We start from the raw sequence: 15,717 nt of genomic DNA on the forward strand, positions 1-15,717 counted from the left end.
GCTGTTAGACACGCCGCGAAAAGCTCGCTGGCAAGTCCGCTCCCGCCGCGGCGTTCAGCCCACCAGCCAGACCAGCCCCTGCATGCCCAGCCAGGCGAACACGCCGGCCAGCACGTCGTCGAGCATGATGCCGACGCCGCCGTGGACCTGGCGGTCGATCCAGCGGATCGGCCAGGGCTTGAGGATGTCGAACAGGCGGAACATCAGGAAGCCGGCGAGCAACCAGTACCAGCCCTCCGGCACCAGCCAGAGGGTGATCCACATGCCGACCATCTCGTCCCAGACGATGCCCTCGTGGTCGTGCACGCGCAGGTCGTTGGCCACCTTGCCGCACAGCCAGACGCCGAACAGCATGGTGACGCCGAGCATCAGCCAGTAGCCCCAGTCCGGCAGCATCTGCCAGAGCGGCACGAACGGCAGCGCCACCAGCGAACCCCAGGTGCCCGGCGCCTTGGGCAGGGTGCCGGAGCCGAAGCCGAAGGCCAGGAAGTGCCAGGGGTTGCGCCATACCGAAGGCGGCACGGGGGCGGAATCGGTCACGAGATCATCCAAAGTGTTGGTAGCCACGGGCAGCGAGGGCCAACTCGCGTCCCTGCTCATCGTAGAGGTGCACGCCCTCGCCCGCTTCGACGCGACCGATGACAGCCATCTCCGGGAACTCGGTCTGCAAGGCAGCCCGTTCGCTCGCCGGCAGGGTGAACGCCAGCCGGTAATCGTCGCCGCCGGACAGCGCACAGCGCAGCGCCTCGTCCGCAGGCAACAGCGCACGCAGCGCCGCCGACAGCGGCAGGTGTGCCCGCTCGATGCACAGCGCCACGCCGGAAGCCCGGGCGATATGCCCGCAGTCGGCCAGCAGGCCATCGGAGATGTCCAGTGCCGCCGTGGCGCGGCCGCGCAGCGCCTGGCCTAGGGCCAGTTGCGGCTGCGGCTGCCAGTAGCGCGCCAGCAGATATTCCGCCGCCCCGCCCTGGGTCGGCAGCTCGCCGAGCACCAGCGGCAGCGCGCCAGCGCCGTCACCCAGGCTGCCACCGACACACAGCAGGTCGCCGACCCGCGCACCGGAGCGCACCAACGCCAGCCCCTTGGGCACGCGGCCGAACACCGTCATGCCGAGGGTCAGCGGGCCGCGCGTGGTATCGCCGCCCAGCAGGGTCATCCTGCACTGCGCGGCCATGCGCTGCAGGCCGTCGGCGAAGCGCCGCAACCAGGTTTCGTCGGCGTCCGGCAGGGTCAGGGCGAGGGTGAAGCCGATGGGCGTGGCGCCCATGGCGGCCAGGTCGCTGGTGGAAACCGCCAGGGCGCGCTGGCCGAGCAGGAAGGGATCGTGTTGCAGGGGAAAATGGCTGCCGGCCACCAGGGTGTCGGTGGACACCGCCAGTTGTTCGCCGGGCGGCAGTTCGAGCAGGGCACAGTCGTCGCCGATGCCCAGTGCCACGCCTTCGCCACCTTGCGCACAGGGCGCCGTGGCGAAGAAGCGGCGGATCAGCTCGAACTCACCCACGGATCAGCGTTTGCCGGCCCGCAGCTCGGCGCTGCGCAGCTTCGGCGCCAGCTTGTCGAGCACCCCGTTGACGAACTTGTGGCCGTCGGTGGCGCCGAAGGTCTTGGCCAGCTCGATGCCCTCGTTGATCACCACGCGGTAGGGCACGTCGAGGCGCTGCTTCAGCTCATAGGTGGACAGGCGCAGGATGGCCAGCTCCACCGGGTCCAGGTCGTCCATGGGACGGTCCAGGCACGGCGCGATCAGCTCGTCGATCTCGCCACGGTTGCTGAGCACGCCGTTGAGCAGTTCATGGAAATAGGCACCGTCGACGCCCACGAAGGCGTTGTCGACGCGGAACTGGGCTTCGATCTCGTGCGGAGCCTGGCGCGCCATGTGCCACTGGTAGAGGGCCTGCATGCCCAGGGCGCGCGCCGCGCGGCGCGCGCCACCCTTGGTCGGCTTGCCGGCCGGCTGCGGGGCGTCCTGACTGTCGTCGTGGTGCAGGCTCACTTGACCTCCAGGGCGGTCAGCAGGCTGACCATTTCCAGTGCGGACAGGGCTGCTTCGCCGCCCTTGTTGCCCGCCTTGGTGCCGGAGCGCTCGATGGCCTGCTCGATGGAATCGACGGTCAGCACGCCGAAGGCGACCGGCACACCGTATTCCATGGACACCTGGGCCAGGCCCTTGGTGCATTCGCCGGCCACGTATTCGAAGTGCGGGGTGCCGCCACGGATCACCGCGCCGAGGGCGATGATGGCCGCAAATTCGTCACGCTGAGCGACCTTCTGGGCCACCAGCGGCAGTTCGAAGGCGCCCGGTGCGCGGATGATGGTGATGTTGTCTTCGCTCACGCCGTGGCGAACCAGGGTGTCGATGGCGCCGCTTACCAGGCTTTCGACGACGAAGCTGTTGAAACGGCCTACCACGAGGGCGAACTTGCCCTGGGGTGCAACGAAGGTGCCTTCGATGGTCTTGAGGGTCATGAAAAGGGTCTCTTTCGAAAAAGAACAAAGGCGCCGCGATCCTGCGGCGCCCTGAGCATCATTCTGCGGCGACGTATTCTACAACTTCCAGGTCGAAACCGGATATCGCGTTGAACTTCATCGGCGCGCTCATCAGGCGCATCTGACGAACGCCCAGGTCGCGCAGGATCTGCGAGCCGGCACCGACGGTGCTGTACATCGCCGGGCTCGCCGCCTGGGTGCGGCTGAGCTGCGCCAGCAGCTCCTGGCCACTGAACGGTTTACCAAGCAGCAGCACCACGCCCTTGCCGGCACCGGCCACCTCGGCCATGGCCGCACGCAGGCTCCAGCGGCCGGGCACCTTGACCTGCAACAGGTCGCGCAGCGGCTCCATGTTGTGCACGCGCACCAGCGTCGGCACTTCCGGAGTGATGTCACCCATGATCAGCGCCATGTGCACGTCGTTTTCCACGCTGTCGCGGTAGGTGACCAGCTTGAACTGGCCCAGCTCGGTGTCCAGCGGCTGTTCGGAAATCCGCTCCACGGTGCGCTCGTGGATCATGCGGTAGTGGATCAGGTCGGCGATGGTGCCGATCTTCAGGCCATGCTGTTCGGCGAACACTTCGAGTTCCGGACGGCGGGCCATGGTGCCGTCGTCATTCATGATCTCGCAGATCACGCCGCTGGCATCGAAGCCGGCCAGGCGCGCCAGGTCGGTGGCCGCCTCGGTATGCCCGGCACGCGCCAGCACGCCGCCAGGCTGCGCCATCAGCGGGAAGATGTGCCCGGGGCTGACGATGTCCTCGGCCTTGGCCTCGCGGGCGGCGGCGACCTGCACGGTGCGTGCGCGGTCGGCGGCAGAGATGCCGGTGGTCACGCCTTCAGCCGCCTCGATGGAGACGGTGAACTTGGTGCCGAAGCCCGAGCCGTTGCGCGGCGCCATCAGCGGCAGGTTGAGGCGCTCGCAGCGCTCCTTGCTCATCGGCATGCAGATCAGGCCGCGGGCATGGCGGGCCATGAAGTTGATGTGTTCAGCCTGGCAGCACTCGGCGGCCATGATGATGTCGCCTTCGTTTTCGCGGTCTTCGTCATCCATGAGGATGACCATCTTGCCCGCGCGGATGTCGGCAATGATTTCTTCGATCGTGTTGAGAGCCATCGGGCCCGCTCCTTACTTGGTCAGGTAGCCGTGCGCGGCCAGAAAGCTTTCGGTGATGCCGGTGCGGGTCGGCTCGGCAGCCTTGTCACCCAGCAGCAGGCGTTCCAGGTAACGGGCCAGCAGGTCCACTTCCAGGTTCACGCGGCGACCGGCGCGGTAGTCGGCCATGATGGTCTCGGCCAGGGTGTGCGGCACGATGGTCAGCTCGAAGTCGGCGCCGTCGACGCCGTTCACCGTCAGGCTGGTGCCGTCCACGGTGATCGAGCCCTTGAGGGCGATGTACCTGGCCAGCTCGCGCGGCGCGCGGATGCGAAATTGCACGGCGCGGGCGTTGTCTTCGCGGCTGATGATCTCGCCCACGCCGTCGACGTGGCCGCTGACCAGGTGGCCACCCAGGCGGCTGGTAGGCGTCAGGGCCTTTTCCAGATTGACCCGACTGCCGGATTTTAGGTCGGCAAAGCCGGTGCGGGCCAGGGTCTCGCGACTGACGTCGGCCCAGAATCCGTCGCCGGGGAGCTGCACGGCGGTCAGGCACACGCCGTTGACGGCAATGCTGTCGCCGAGCTTGACGTCGCCCAGATCGAGCTTGCCGGTCTTCACATAGACACGGACGTCGCCACCCTTGGGGGTGATGCTCTGGATAGTGCCGATGGCTTCGATTATGCCGGTGAACATGTCGCCTCCCGGCCGGAGCAAAGAACGCACTGCATGGAACGAACTCCTGTTTTCGTGGAAAAACAGGGCGCTGCTGATCGAAGGGGAAACGGACGCGCGCACGGACCGCACGCGTCGAGGCGTCCCGCTCTCTCTCATCCGGACTCTTACCGTCGGCTCCGGAATCACACCGGATCTGCTGACCCCGCCGAAGGCGGGCGCTCGCGGGCTTGGGCCATTCAGGCCATCACCGCCGGTGGGGAATTTCACCCCGCCCTGAGAACGTTGGATCGGAGGGCCGATCCGCCGGCGTTTTTACCACAAATGGCTGCGGCATGCAGCCACAGGGGGAGTAGGGGCTTTGCGAGGGTCGTGTCAGTCCGTAGGGTGGTCAACGCGCCGCGTTGGCCACCATGGGGGTTGGGTGCACCGCCGGCGGCGGCCAGATAAAGCGCTGACCGCCCTACGCAGGTACCGCGATGATTCGCCAGTCATCGCCCACCGCGCGAATCTCGCGGATGTGCAGCTCCGGCACCTCGGCCATGCGCTGCAGCGGCCAGTCCAGCAAGGGCCGCGCGCTGGAACCGAGGAACTTGCCGGCCATGAAGATCTGGAACTCGTCCACCAGGCCCTGTTGTGCGAAGGCGCCCGCCAGACGCGGACCGGCCTCGATCAGCACCTCGTTGGCACCGCGCCCAGCGAGCGTGCGCAGCAACGCCGCCAGGTCCACGTGTTCGCCCTCGCCCGGCAACGCCAGGCACTCATGCCCAGCCGCGACGTAATCCACCGGGGTATCCAGCGCGGTGACCACCAGCGCCGGACCCGCCTGGAAGAATGGCGCCGACAGCGGCACGCGGCCCCGGCCATCCACCAGCACGCGCAGCGGTGGGCGACCCAGCGCCAGCGCGGCCTGCTCGGGCGAAACGCCCAGCTCGTCGCTGCGCACGGTCAACCGCGCAGCGTCCATCAATACGGTATCGGCGCCGGTGATCACCACACTGGAGCGCGCGCGCAGCCGCTGCACGGCAGCGCGCGCCGCCGGCCCGGTGATCCACTGGCTTTCGCCGCTGGCCATGGCGGTACGGCCGTCCAGGCTCATGGCCAGTTTCACCCGCACATGGGGCAGGCCGCTTTCCATGCGCTTGATAAAGCCCACGTTCAGCTCGCGGGCTTCCGCTTCGAGCACGCCGGAGCAGACCTCTATGCCCACGCTGCGCAGCCGCTCCAGGCCGCGTCCCGCCACCTGCGGATTGGGATCCTGCATGGCGGCCACCACCCGGGCGACGCCGGCCTGGACCAGTGCTTCGGCGCAGGGCGGCGTACGACCGAAGTGGCTGCACGGCTCCAGCGTCACGTAGGCGGTGGAGCCACGCGCCAGCTCGCCCGCCTGGCGCAGGGCGTGCACTTCGGCGTGCGGTTCGCCGGCACGCACGTGCCAGCCTTCGCCGACGATGCGGCCGTCCCGCATGATGACGCAGCCGACCCGGGGATTGGGGTGGGTGGAATACAAGCCCTGCCGCGCCAGCTCCAGGGCCCGCGCCATATAACCCTGATCGTTCATTGCCGGGCCGGCTCGCGGGACAGGCGCTCGATTTCCTCACGAAATTCGTTGAGGTCCTGAAAGCGTCGATACACCGAGGCGAAACGGATGTAGGCGATCTCGTCGAGTTTGCGCAGCTCGTCCATCACCAGCTCGCCCACCATCAACGCCTTGACCTCGCGCTCGCCGCTGGCGCGCAGCTTGTGCTTGATATGGACGATGGATTCTTCCAGGCGCTCGACGCTGACCGGGCGCTTTTCCAGCGCGCGCTGCATGCCGGCGCGCAGCTTTTCCTCGTCGAACGGCTGGCGACTGCCGTCCTGCTTGATGACCCGAGGCAGGACCAGTTCGGCAGTCTCGAACGTCGTGAAGCGGTCACCGCAGGCCAGGCATTCGCGCCGGCGGCGCACCTGGTCGCCCTCGGCGACCAGGCGCGAGTCGATAACCTTGGTGTCGTGGGCACCACAGAAGGGACAGTGCATGGGAAGCGCCCGTATGGCTGGGAAGTGCGGCCATGGTACTCGATAGCCTGGGCGAGACAAATTGCACCGCTTTGCGCTATACAGGCGCGCCCTTGATCCATCGAGCGCTGTTGCCATGTTGCTGCCCGCCTCCCTGCAAACCGCCCTCGATTCCCTGCTAGGGGATGCCCGCCTGACCGCCACGCGGCTACCCGGCACGGACCTGTCCCTGTGGCTGATCGACCCGGCCAACATGGAGCGCGCCTTCAGCCCCGAGGAAACCCGGCGCATTCTCGAGGAGCCGCCCTACTGGTGCTTCTGCTGGGCCAGCGGCCTGGTGCTGGCGCGCTGGCTGGCCGAGCGCCCGGAGTGGGTACGCGGCAAGCGCGTGCTGGATTTTGGCGCCGGCTCCGGCGTGGCGGCGATCGCCGCCGCAAAAGCCGGCGCCGCCGAGGTGGTGGCCTGCGACCTGGATCCACTGGCGCTGGAGGCCTGCCGCGCCAACGCGGCGCTCAACGGCGTGACCCTGGGCTATTCGGCGGACTTCTTCGCCGAGGAAGACCGCTTTGATCTGATCATCGTCGCCGACGTGCTGTACGACCGCGCCAACCTGCCGCTGCTCGACGCCTTTCTCAGCCGTGGGCAAGAGGCACTGGTGGCCGACTCGCGGGTAAAGGATTTCCAGCATCCGCTGTATCGCCACCTCGGCCAGGAGGACGCCTGCACCTGGCCGGACCTGGCGGAGCCGGCGGAATTCCGACACGTGAATCTGTATCACGCCCAGCGCAACGAAAACGCCCCGCATTGAGCGGGGCCTTTTCATGCAGCGCACGTTCGGCTTAGAAGGTCAGGCCGACGTTCATCCGTGCGCCATCGAACTCTTCCTTGTCGTGGCTCTGATAGCTGGCACCCACGAAGAACTGGGTGTTGGTGGAAGCCCAGGCCGACCAGCCGAAGTTGACGCCGTATTCCCTTACCTGTTCGGAATAGAGCGCATCGCCCGAGTAGCGGGTGTCGCGCACGAACACCTGGGTCGCCAGCTTCCACGGCAGGGCGATGTGCCAGGCCAGCCCGTTGGTCATGGCCTTGTTGCTCAGGTCGTAATCGATCGCGTAGGTCACCGGATCTACATCGTCGTCGTCCTCGTATTCGAGGCGCTCACTGTCGATCTTCGCCATGCTGTTGCTCAGGGTGAATTCCTGGCCGAACAACGAGAAGTCGTAGCGGGTGGTCAGCGACAGCGCACGCAGCACGCCCACGCTGAGGATTTCAGCGGAACCGGCGACGCCGTAGTCAATGGCCGGCGTAATCTCCAGGCCATCGATCAGCGGAATGGTCCAGCCGAAGCCCAGCTGCAGGCTGTAGCTCTTGGCATCTTCGTTGATGGTGGTGTAGCTCATCGGCAGGCGGAACTGCAGACGGTGGCCGGGGAACCAATCCAGCTTGAAGGTGTAGGCCAGCGGCAGTTGATAGTTGACCACGTCCTGGTTATCCAGGGTGGTGTAGCTGCTTTGGCGCAGGCCGATATCCCACTGGTTGTCGATATTCTGGCGATCGGTGCCGGTGATCGAGCTGTTGGTCAGGAAATAGATGTTGTCGACCATGGTCGACATCAGGCTGCTGGGGTTACCGGCAACCGGGTCGAAACTGGTGGATGCGGCGGCGGCCTTGTTGATCTGGGTGAGAATCTCGTTCTCGCCTTTCTCGACCAGAAAGTCCTTGAGTTGGTCGAGGGCATCGTCGCCTTGCGGGTCGTCAGTGAATTCCTGGTAGATCCCCAGGCTGGGAATGTCCAGGATCAGCTTGTTGCCTTGCTGGTAGGTCAGTTGAATGGGCACGCCGCGGAACTTGATGTCGGCGATGGCGGTGTCAGTAGTCTCGTTGAAGCCGCTCTGACCCCACTTGTCGATAATGAAATCGATGTCGACGACATCGATGGCCTCCTCGGCATCGTTGAAACTGAAGTTCTCCGTGACCAGCGTGCCGTTGTTATTCCAAGACAAAGTGACATCGAACAACTTTGCCTGCGCAGGCGTAGCCGCCAGCGCAATGGCCGAAGCCAGCACTACTTTACGAAACATGGTTTTCCTCCCCCGTTGATAATCCCTGCTCCGGCGTTGGCAGATTCCGTTCGGCAGGGTGCCATTATTTTGCCTTTATTCCCGAATGCCGGCTAGAAGCGGTCTACGGGAATCTGTCAAGACCGGCACGGTAAGCAAATGTCGCGCCGCCCGATCGAATGCCTTCAAACCGTTCGTCTGGATAAGCGGCTGGCTTTCCGCCGGCGGCGGGCCGTCTTACCATTCCACCCAACGCACATCCCCCGAGAGAGCCCATGAGCGCGACTCCGTACATCTTCGATGCCACCGATGCCAGCTTCGAGCAACTGGTAATCGAGAACTCCTTTCACAAACCGGTGCTGGTGGACTTCTGGGCTGAATGGTGTTCGCCCTGCAAGGCGCTGATGCCGGTGCTGGCGAAGATCGCCGAGGACTACCAGGGCGAGCTGCTGCTGGCCAAGGTGAATTGCGATATCGAACAGGGCGTGGTGATGCGCCTGGGCATTCGCAGCCTGCCGACCGTGGTGCTGTTCAAGGACGGCCAGCCGGTGGACGGTTTCGCCGGCGCGCAGCCGGAATCGGCCATCCGTGCCATGCTCGAGCCCCACGTGCAGCTGCCGGCCGCTCCCGAGGCCGATCTGCTGGACAGCGCCCGGGCGGCCTTTGCCGAGGGCCGCATCGGCGAAGCGGAAGCGCTGCTCAAGCAACTGCTTAGCGAGGACAATCAGAACGCACCGGCGCTGATCCTGTATGCCCGCTGCCTGGCCGAGCGCGGCGAGCTGGGCGAGGCCGAGACGGTGCTCAACGCCGTCCCGGCCGGCGACGACCACAAGCAGGCCCTGGCCGGCGCCCGCGCCCAGCTGACCTTCCTGCGCCAGGCAGCCGACCTGCCGGAGGTCGCCTTGCTCAAGTCACGCCTGGCACGGGATGCCAGCGACGACGAGGCGGCCTACCAACTGGCCGTCCAGCAACTGGCCCGCCAGCAGTACGAGCCGGCGCTCGACGGATTGCTGACGTTGTTCATGCGCAGCCGACACTATGCCGATGGCCTGCCGCACAAGACCCTGTTGCAGGTATTCGACCTGCTGGGCAGCGATCACCCGCTGGTGACCCAGTACCGCCGCCGCTTGTATCAGGCGCTGTACTGAGGCGCTGGGCGATTCGGAAGGAGCTGCAGCCATGACGCGCGGTACCACCAACGCCACACCGCGCCTCAGCCGACCCAGCGATAAAGAGGCGCACCGCCCACCGGTTCGACTTTCACCTGGGCGCAGTGGCGCAAACGCACCAGCAGCCGCTTGCCGGCCTGGGGGCTGCCGGCAAGCGCGGCCAGTTGATCCAGCAACTGCGGCCCGGAGAGCTCCCCGGCTTGGCGTAACAGCGCACGGGCTCCCTCCCAGTGCCCATCCCAAGCGTCGACGACCGGCTTCGGCGCGGTGCTCGGAGCGGTTTGCGCAGCGGCGTCACGCAGGTTCTGCCAATCCTCGCTGCCCAGTTCGATCTCCAGCTCCACGGGGAGGTCGCCGATGCGACCGCGTACTCGAATCATGCCTGTGTCCTTGAATGTCAGCCGTGCTTCAAACGCGACCTGCGAAGCGGTGGTCAGCACAGCGGGAAATTGGTTATAAGGTAACAAGAATTCCGTAAACGCCAGCAGTGCTGGCATCGTCTGCACATTCCGTTCTGGGAGGTTTCATGCATTACCTTCTGTTTCCCTTCGCCCTGCTGCTGAGCGGCGCCACCCTGGCGAACGAACATCGCAGCCACGAGCACGACAGCCTGGACGCGCATGTTCATGGCGAAGCGCAACTGGATGTCGCGCTGGAGGGCAAGCTGCTGGAGTTGCAACTGCACAGTCCAGCCATGAACCTGGCGGGCTTCGAGCGAGCCCCCGCCAATGCACGTGAACAGGCACGCCTGAACGCGGTGCGGGACTTTCTGACCCAGCCGGAAAAGGTCTTTATGCTAGCCCCCGAGGCCGGTTGCGCGCTCGAGCGGGAGGCCGTGAGCAGCGAGCTGTTCGGCGTGGCCGCCGGCGACGAGGACCACCTGGCCCTGCATGACGAAGCCTCCGAAGCCGAGCCTGCCGACGATCACCATGACATCCATGCCTATTACCAGTTCACCTGCGCCAAGCCCCAGGCCTTGCGCTCGATTGACCTGCGTAATCTGTTCCGTCAGTACCCGGGACTGCATGAACTGGACGTTCAACTGATCGGCCCCCGCGGGCAGAAAGGCCAGACCCTGAACGCTCGCAATCCGATACTGCAGTTCTGAACGTGACGACCGATCCCTTGCTCGACATTGTCCAGCTGGGCTTCGCCTGGCCCGGCCAGCCGGAGCTGCTGCACATCCCCGTTTTCCAGCTTTCTCGCGGCGAAAGCCTGTTCCTGCAAGGCCCGTCCGGCAGCGGCAAGACCACTCTGCTCGGCCTGCTCGGCGGCGTGCAGTTGCCTGGGCGTGGCCAAGTGCGACTGCTGGGGCAAGACCTGGCCAGCCTCGGATCAGCCGCCCGGGATCGCTTCCGGGTCGATCACACCGGCTATGTCTTCCAGCAGTTCAATCTGCTGCCCTTTCTGTCGGTCGCAGAGAACGTCGCCCTGCCCTGCCGTTTTTCTGGCCTGCGCCAGCGCCGAGCCCATGAGCGACACGGCAGCGTCGCCGCTGCGATCGAGCGCCTGCTGGGTGATCTGGGACTGCCTGCCGAGCTGCGTCAGCAGCCGGCGTCGTCGTTATCCATTGGCCAGCAACAGCGGGTCGCCGCCGCCCGCGCGCTGATCGGCCAGCCCGAGCTGGTGATCGCCGACGAGCCCACCTCGGCCCTGGATGCGGACAGTCGCGAGGCGTTCCTGCGCCTGCTGTTCGCCGAGTGCCAGGCGGCCGGGTCCAGCCTGCTGTTCGTCAGCCACGACCAGAGCCTGGCGCCGCTGTTCGATCGCGCCCTGTCACTGGCGGACCTGAACCGCGCCGCACCCCGCACGGGAGTCTGATATGCCTCTGCTTCGCCTGGCCCTGGCCAGCCTGGCCAACCGCCGCTCCACCGTGCTGCTGACCGTGTTTGCCATTGGCCTGTCGGTCTGCCTGCTGCTCACCGTGGAGCGCACCCGGCACGAAGTGCGCGCCAGCTTCGCCAGCACTGTAAGTGGCACCGACCTGATCGTCGGCGCGCGCTCCGGGGCGGTGAACCTGCTGCTCTATTCGGTGTTCCGCATCGGCAACGCCACCAACAACATCCGCTGGGAAAGCTACCAGCACTTTGCCGAGCATCCCCGGGTGAAATGGGCGATCCCCTTGTCGCTGGGCGACTCGCACCGGGGCTTCCGCGTGCTGGGCACCAGCGAGGCCTATTTCGAGCACTTCCGGCACGGCCGGCAGCAGGCCCTGCAACTAGCCGAAGGACGGCCGTTCGGCAGCGAGCCTTTCGAAGTGGTACTGGGTGCGGAAGTGGCCAGCAGCCTCGGCTATCGGCTGGATCAGGAGATCGTGCTGGCCCATGGCGTGGCCCGGGTGAGTCTCACCCACCATGACGACAAACCGTTTCGCATTGTTGGGATTCTCAAACGCACCGGCACACCGGTGGACCGCACCCTGCACGTGCCGCTGCAGGGCATCGAAGCCCTGCACGTGGACTGGAGGAACGGCATGCCGGCGCGCGGCGCCGGACGCGTGAGTGCCGAGCAGGCGCGCCAGCTCGATTTGCAGCCCAGGCAGATCACCGCTTTCCTGGTCGGCCTGCACAGCCGGGTGAGCACCTTCGCCCTGCAGCGGGAGATCAACCAGTACGGCGGCGAACCGCTGCTGGCGATCCTGCCCGGCGTCGCCTTGCAGGAACTGTGGAGCCTGATGGGCGTTGCCGAGCAGGCACTGTTCGTGGTGTCGCTGTTCGTGGTGCTGATCGGCCTGGTCGGCATGCTCACCGCCATTCTCTCCAGCCTCAACGAGCGGCGCCGGGAAATGGCCATCCTGCGCTCTGTGGGCGCGCGGCCGTGGCATATCGCCGGCCTGCTGGTAATGGAGGCCGGCGCTCTGACCCTGGCCGGCATCCTGCTCGGGCTGGCACTGCTTTACCTCGGCCTGTTCCTGGCACAGCCACCGTTGCAGAGCCATTTCGGCCTGTACCTGCCGCTCACGCCACCCGGCGTCTATGAATGGGGACTGCTGGGCGCTATCTTCGCCACCGCCCTGCTGATGGGCGCCCTGCCAGCCTGGCGCGCCTATCGCCAGTCACTGGCCGATGGCCTGTCGATCCGTCTATGAGGTTGCTCATGTTGCGCACGCTGCTTGCCTTGCTGTTCGCCTTGTCCCTGCCGCTGCAGGCCGCCCAGGTACGGGTACTGGGCTGGAACGATCTGGTACCGGCCGACGCGCCGCCACCGGTCTTCCCCGAACTGCCGATGCACGACCTGGCCGAGCTGGGCGATGTGCTGATGGGCGAAGCCGAGGCGACCACCAGCATGCCCCAGGCCACCGGTCAGCCGGTGGTGCAGGCGCTGGATGGCCAGCGGGTGCGCCTGCCGGGCTATATCGTGCCGCTGGACATGAACGAGCGCGGGCGCGTTACCGAGTTCCTGCTGGTACCGTTCTATGGCGCCTGCATCCATGTGCCACCGCCGCCCTCCAACCAGATCGTGCATGCAGTCAGCGAGCTGGGCGTTCCGATCCAGGAACTCTGGCAGCCGTTCTGGATCGAGGGTCCCATGCAGGTGGAGGCCGTCAGCAGCGAATTGGCCGAAGCGGGGTATCGCATTCAGGCGCAGAAGATCTATGCCTATGAGGAAGGGGACCTGTAGCCCCCCCCCTCCCCCACAGAAAGGCACATTGATAGCAGGGACAAGCTGTCGCAGGTACGACACACCGACTATTGCGCCAGATCAAAAATCGCGAAAAACCCCAGGCGCACCATGGTTGCCACTAAACACGACAATCCATGGAGTTACCCCATGCGCAAGACTCTGTTCGCCGCTTCCGCCCTGGCCCTGGCCATTGCTGCTCCGCTCGCTCACGCCCACAAGGCCGGTGACATCATCGTTCGCGCCGGTGCGGTGACCGTGGATCCGCGAGAAGAGAGCAGCGGGATCAAACTGGGTGCGGCCGACCTCGGCGGCAAAGCAACCCTGGACAGCAATACCCAGCTGGGCCTGAACTTCGCCTACATGGTCTCCGACAAGGTGGGTATCGAACTGCTGGCCGCCACGCCCTTCACCCACACCGTCGGGGTGGCTGGTTCGCCGGCCGGCCTGGATGCGCTCAACGGCGAGCTGGCCGAAATCAGCCACCTGCCGCCGACCCTGAGCGCCGTGGTCTATCCCATGAACAGCAATTCCGCCTTCCAGCCCTACCTCGGCGTGGGTATCAACTACACCGTGTTCTTCGACGAGGAAGTCACCAGCAGCGCCAAGACCAAGGGCTTCCAAAACCTGTCCCTCGACAGCTCCTGGGGCCTGGCTTACCAGGTCGGCGCGGACTTCATGCTGAGCGATAACCTGATGATCAACGCCCAGGTGCGCTACATCGATATCGACACCACCGGCAAGACCACCCTGGCCGGCGTCGGTCGCCTGAATGTCGACGTCGATGTCGACCCGATGGTCTACATGGTCGGCCTGGGCTACAAGTTCTAAGCCACTTGCCACCTGAGAACGCCCCGCCCAGCGGGGCGTTCTCGTTTATGGATCGTTACACACCACACCGCTCTACAGAGTCGTGGTGCCCGCGAGGGCAGGAGCGATACCCCGCGGTGGGAGTCCGCTTCGCTGGCCGGCGTAACGCCAGCCCCGAGACTTCGCAGAAATCCGTTCAGCTCGCCCCGTGGCGGAAATAGCGGTCCAGCAGCGCCGGCAGGCCCGCCCGCCAGGCGCGTGGCTTGACGCCATAGGTGTTGAGGATCTTCTTGCAGGCCAGTACCCCATGCTGGGGCTCCGCCGCTGCGTCGGCGCAGGCCGCGTGGGCCAGCGGGATGATCTCGGCCGGCGGCAGGGTGCGCAGGTTGCGCGCCTCGGCGACCATGCACTGCCCCAGCGCCAGCACGGTGGTGGCCTCCTGGGCGCCGTAGTGGTAGGTGCCCCAGAGCGGCGCGGCGCAGTCGAGCTGCTTGAGGATCGCCAGGATCACCCGCGCCACGTCGTCCACCGGGCAGGGATTGCCGCGTCGGTCATCGGCCAGCTCCAGCGGTTCGCCGGTTTCCAGGCGGCGCAGGAAGCGACCGAGCACGCCATCGCGACTGTCGTCGAGGATCCAGCCGGTGCGCAGGATCACATGGCGCGGGCACAGCGCGCGTACCACCTGCTCCATGTCCAGCAAGGCCTGGCCCAGGGGGCCGAGTGGCTGCGGCTCGTCCGCTTCGCCATAGGCGGTCACCCGGGCACCGTCGAAGACACGATAACTGGACGGCTGCAGCAGGATGATGCCGTGGTACTGGCAAAGCTCTGCCAGACGTTCGACGGTTTCCTTTTGCGCGGCCAGCCGTGATTCGTCCACTTTGCTGTTCTGGAACCAGTCGTAATAGAAGGCCAGGTTCACCACCGCGTCGGGGCGGGTATCGTCGAGCAACTGGGTTAGGCTGGCGGCATCCCAGCTGGCACCCGGAGGGCGCGGGGCGAGAAAGCCGATGTCTTCCTCGGCGCCCTTGGCGATCAGCGATTGCCCCAGCGCGCTGCCGCCGCCGAGCAACATCAGGCGCATGCGCATGGAATCGACTCGCTATGGGAAGAATGACTGAATAACTGCATGGTGGCCGGAATAAGGATCAGGTTGAACGGCACGCGATGCGGGCGATGACCTTCGGCATTCTGCGGGTTTGCTATCGGATCGTCACTAGCGATCTTGCGTCCTGAAAGCAAAAAGCGCAGCCGAGGCTGCGCTTTTTGTCTGTGACGCACTTCTCAGAACGGAATATCGTCATCGAAGCTGTCGTAATCGGGCGCCGGTTGCGCCGGTGCCTGCTGCGGAGCCTGGCGGGCAGCCGGAGCCTGCTGCTGCGGCTCGCGCTGCGGGCGGGCCGGACGCTGGGCATAGTCGCCACCGCCTTCGGCGTTGCCACCACGGCCGCCGAGCAGTTGCATGGTGCCGCCCATATCTACCACGATCTCGGTGGTGTAGCGGTCCTGGCCCTGCTGGTCCTGCCACTTGCGGGTCTGCAGGCGACCTTCGATGTAGCACTGCGAGCCCTTGCGCAGGTACTCGCCGGCGATCTCGGCAACCTTGCCGAACAGCACCACGCGGTGCCATTCGGTACGTTCCTGCAGTTGGCCGGTCTGCTTGTCCTTCCAACTGTCAGTGGTGGCCAGGGTGATGTTGGTCACCGCGTTGCCGTTGGGCAGGTAGCGGGTTTCCGGATCTCCACCCACGTTGCCGATCAGAATGACTTTGTTAACCCCACGGGCCATGACGCTTCTCCCA

At 65.9% G+C, this 15,717-nt stretch carries 19 protein-coding genes and 1 riboswitch; of the genes, 7 read left to right on the plus strand and 12 right to left on the minus strand.

The window, feature by feature from the left end; all coding sequences use genetic code 11:
* Nucleotides 1-54: 54 nt before the first annotated feature.
* The 8 genes from SF06_RS04655 to nrdR all read right to left on the minus strand — a co-directional run bounded on the left by SF06_RS04655 (nt 55) and on the right by nrdR (nt 6,280).
* Nucleotides 55-540 carry a phosphatidylglycerophosphatase A family protein gene (locus SF06_RS04655; RefSeq protein ID WP_234703295.1) on the minus strand — a complete coding sequence of 162 codons (486 nt, stop codon included), beginning with the start codon at nt 538-540 and terminating at the stop codon, nt 55-57.
* Nucleotides 541-544: 4 nt separating this feature from the next.
* Nucleotides 545-1,501 (minus strand): thiamine-phosphate kinase, encoded by a 957-nt coding sequence (thiL, locus tag SF06_RS04660; RefSeq protein ID WP_039560174.1) that lies wholly within the window; start codon nt 1,499-1,501, stop codon nt 545-547.
* 3 nt (nt 1,502-1,504) lie between these two features.
* Nucleotides 1,505-1,993 (minus strand): transcription antitermination factor NusB, encoded by a 489-nt coding sequence (gene nusB / locus SF06_RS04665; protein ID WP_039560175.1) that lies wholly within the window; start codon nt 1,991-1,993, stop codon nt 1,505-1,507.
* Nucleotides 1,990-2,466: a 6,7-dimethyl-8-ribityllumazine synthase gene (gene ribH / locus SF06_RS04670; RefSeq protein WP_027591635.1), complete on the minus strand. Its 477-nt coding sequence runs from the start codon at nt 2,464-2,466 to the stop codon at nt 1,990-1,992. The genes nusB and ribH overlap by 4 nt, the downstream gene beginning before the upstream one ends.
* Before the next feature lie 58 nt (nt 2,467-2,524).
* On the minus strand, nt 2,525-3,604 hold the full coding sequence (gene ribBA / locus SF06_RS04675) for a bifunctional 3,4-dihydroxy-2-butanone-4-phosphate synthase/GTP cyclohydrolase II (protein WP_039560176.1): 1,080 nt from the start codon (nt 3,602-3,604) through the stop codon (nt 2,525-2,527).
* A gap of 12 nt (nt 3,605-3,616) precedes the next feature.
* Entirely contained in the window at nt 3,617-4,279 is a 663-nt protein-coding gene (locus SF06_RS04680) for a riboflavin synthase (protein ID WP_039560177.1), read from the minus strand.
* 122 nt (nt 4,280-4,401) lie between these two features.
* Nucleotides 4,402-4,546: riboswitch (FMN riboswitch) on the minus strand.
* Nucleotides 4,547-4,721: 175 nt separating this feature from the next.
* Nucleotides 4,722-5,819 carry a bifunctional diaminohydroxyphosphoribosylaminopyrimidine deaminase/5-amino-6-(5-phosphoribosylamino)uracil reductase RibD gene (gene ribD / locus SF06_RS04685; protein ID WP_076380934.1) on the minus strand — a complete coding sequence of 366 codons (1,098 nt, stop codon included), beginning with the start codon at nt 5,817-5,819 and terminating at the stop codon, nt 4,722-4,724.
* On the minus strand, nt 5,816-6,280 hold the full coding sequence (nrdR, locus tag SF06_RS04690; RefSeq protein ID WP_039560178.1) for a transcriptional regulator NrdR: 465 nt from the start codon (nt 6,278-6,280) through the stop codon (nt 5,816-5,818). The genes ribD and nrdR overlap by 4 nt, the downstream gene beginning before the upstream one ends.
* 115 nt (nt 6,281-6,395) lie before the next feature.
* Between nrdR and SF06_RS04695 the strand changes: the two genes are divergently transcribed.
* Entirely contained in the window at nt 6,396-7,067 is a 672-nt protein-coding gene (locus SF06_RS04695) for a class I SAM-dependent methyltransferase (protein ID WP_039560179.1), read from the plus strand.
* A gap of 31 nt (nt 7,068-7,098) precedes the next feature.
* Here the strand turns inward: SF06_RS04695 and SF06_RS04700 are convergent, their stop codons facing one another.
* On the minus strand, nt 7,099-8,340 hold the full coding sequence (locus SF06_RS04700) for a hypothetical protein (RefSeq protein WP_039560180.1): 1,242 nt from the start codon (nt 8,338-8,340) through the stop codon (nt 7,099-7,101).
* Nucleotides 8,341-8,594: 254 nt separating this feature from the next.
* Here SF06_RS04700 and trxA point away from each other — a divergent pair, with 254 nt between their 5' ends.
* Complete coding sequence (gene trxA, locus SF06_RS04705; RefSeq protein ID WP_027590537.1) at nt 8,595-9,467, plus strand: thioredoxin; 873 nt, start codon at nt 8,595-8,597, stop codon at nt 9,465-9,467.
* Nucleotides 9,468-9,532: 65 nt separating this feature from the next.
* Here trxA and SF06_RS04710 read toward each other — a convergent pair whose 3' ends face one another.
* Nucleotides 9,533-9,868, minus strand: coding sequence for a hypothetical protein (locus tag SF06_RS04710; RefSeq protein ID WP_039560195.1), 336 nt, complete (start codon nt 9,866-9,868; stop codon nt 9,533-9,535).
* Between the two features lie 146 nt (nt 9,869-10,014).
* Here SF06_RS04710 and SF06_RS04715 point away from each other — a divergent pair, with 146 nt between their 5' ends.
* The 5 genes from SF06_RS04715 (at nt 10,015) to SF06_RS04735 (ending at nt 13,940) form a co-directional block, all read left to right on the plus strand.
* Nucleotides 10,015-10,596, plus strand: coding sequence for a DUF2796 domain-containing protein (locus SF06_RS04715; RefSeq protein ID WP_027590535.1), 582 nt, complete (start codon nt 10,015-10,017; stop codon nt 10,594-10,596).
* 17 nt (nt 10,597-10,613) lie between these two features.
* Nucleotides 10,614-11,309: an ATP-binding cassette domain-containing protein gene (locus SF06_RS04720; RefSeq protein ID WP_175610512.1), complete on the plus strand. Its 696-nt coding sequence runs from the start codon at nt 10,614-10,616 to the stop codon at nt 11,307-11,309.
* Between the two features lies 1 nt (nt 11,310).
* The gene (locus tag SF06_RS04725; protein ID WP_039560182.1) at nt 11,311-12,576 is read left to right on the plus strand and encodes an ABC transporter permease; all 1,266 of its coding nucleotides are present in this window, start codon (nt 11,311-11,313) and stop codon (nt 12,574-12,576) included.
* 8 nt (nt 12,577-12,584) lie between these two features.
* Nucleotides 12,585-13,109, plus strand: a complete 525-nt coding sequence (locus SF06_RS04730) for a DUF3299 domain-containing protein (protein WP_039560183.1) — start codon at nt 12,585-12,587, stop codon at nt 13,107-13,109.
* A gap of 150 nt (nt 13,110-13,259) precedes the next feature.
* Nucleotides 13,260-13,940: an OmpW family outer membrane protein gene (locus SF06_RS04735; protein ID WP_039560184.1), complete on the plus strand. Its 681-nt coding sequence runs from the start codon at nt 13,260-13,262 to the stop codon at nt 13,938-13,940.
* A gap of 175 nt (nt 13,941-14,115) precedes the next feature.
* Here SF06_RS04735 and SF06_RS04740 read toward each other — a convergent pair whose 3' ends face one another.
* Nucleotides 14,116-15,006: a sugar nucleotide-binding protein gene (locus tag SF06_RS04740; RefSeq protein WP_039560185.1), complete on the minus strand. Its 891-nt coding sequence runs from the start codon at nt 15,004-15,006 to the stop codon at nt 14,116-14,118.
* Between the two features lie 194 nt (nt 15,007-15,200).
* Entirely contained in the window at nt 15,201-15,704 is a 504-nt protein-coding gene (ssb, locus tag SF06_RS04745) for a single-stranded DNA-binding protein (RefSeq protein WP_027590529.1), read from the minus strand.
* Between the last annotated feature and the right edge of the window lie 13 nt (nt 15,705-15,717).

This window comes from Pseudomonas flexibilis (assembly GCF_000802425.1).
Lineage (GTDB): Bacteria > Pseudomonadota > Gammaproteobacteria > Pseudomonadales > Pseudomonadaceae > Serpens > Serpens flexibilis.

Excerpts from the sequence above, each read along its gene's own strand:
- ribH (WP_027591635.1), bottom strand. The coding sequence starts at position 2,466 with ATGACCCTCAAGACCATCGAAGGCACCTTCGTTGCACCCCAGGGCAAG.
- ribBA (WP_039560176.1), bottom strand. The coding sequence starts at position 3,604 with ATGGCTCTCAACACGATCGAAGAAATCATTGCCGACATCCGCGCGGGC.
- SF06_RS04680 (WP_039560177.1), bottom strand. The coding sequence starts at position 4,279 with ATGTTCACCGGCATAATCGAAGCCATCGGCACTATCCAGAGCATCACC.
- ribD (WP_076380934.1), bottom strand. The coding sequence starts at position 5,819 with ATGAACGATCAGGGTTATATGGCGCGGGCCCTGGAGCTGGCGCGGCAG.
- nrdR (WP_039560178.1), bottom strand. The coding sequence starts at position 6,280 with ATGCACTGTCCCTTCTGTGGTGCCCACGACACCAAGGTTATCGACTCG.
- SF06_RS04695 (WP_039560179.1), top strand. The coding sequence starts at position 6,396 with ATGTTGCTGCCCGCCTCCCTGCAAACCGCCCTCGATTCCCTGCTAGGG.
- SF06_RS04700 (WP_039560180.1), bottom strand. The coding sequence starts at position 8,340 with ATGTTTCGTAAAGTAGTGCTGGCTTCGGCCATTGCGCTGGCGGCTACG.
- trxA (WP_027590537.1), top strand. The coding sequence starts at position 8,595 with ATGAGCGCGACTCCGTACATCTTCGATGCCACCGATGCCAGCTTCGAG.
- SF06_RS04710 (WP_039560195.1), bottom strand. The coding sequence starts at position 9,868 with ATGATTCGAGTACGCGGTCGCATCGGCGACCTCCCCGTGGAGCTGGAG.
- SF06_RS04715 (WP_027590535.1), top strand. The coding sequence starts at position 10,015 with ATGCATTACCTTCTGTTTCCCTTCGCCCTGCTGCTGAGCGGCGCCACC.
- SF06_RS04725 (WP_039560182.1), top strand. The coding sequence starts at position 11,311 with ATGCCTCTGCTTCGCCTGGCCCTGGCCAGCCTGGCCAACCGCCGCTCC.
- SF06_RS04730 (WP_039560183.1), top strand. The coding sequence starts at position 12,585 with ATGTTGCGCACGCTGCTTGCCTTGCTGTTCGCCTTGTCCCTGCCGCTG.
- SF06_RS04735 (WP_039560184.1), top strand. The coding sequence starts at position 13,260 with ATGCGCAAGACTCTGTTCGCCGCTTCCGCCCTGGCCCTGGCCATTGCT.
- SF06_RS04740 (WP_039560185.1), bottom strand. The coding sequence starts at position 15,006 with ATGCGCATGCGCCTGATGTTGCTCGGCGGCGGCAGCGCGCTGGGGCAA.
- ssb (WP_027590529.1), bottom strand. The coding sequence starts at position 15,704 with ATGGCCCGTGGGGTTAACAAAGTCATTCTGATCGGCAACGTGGGTGGA.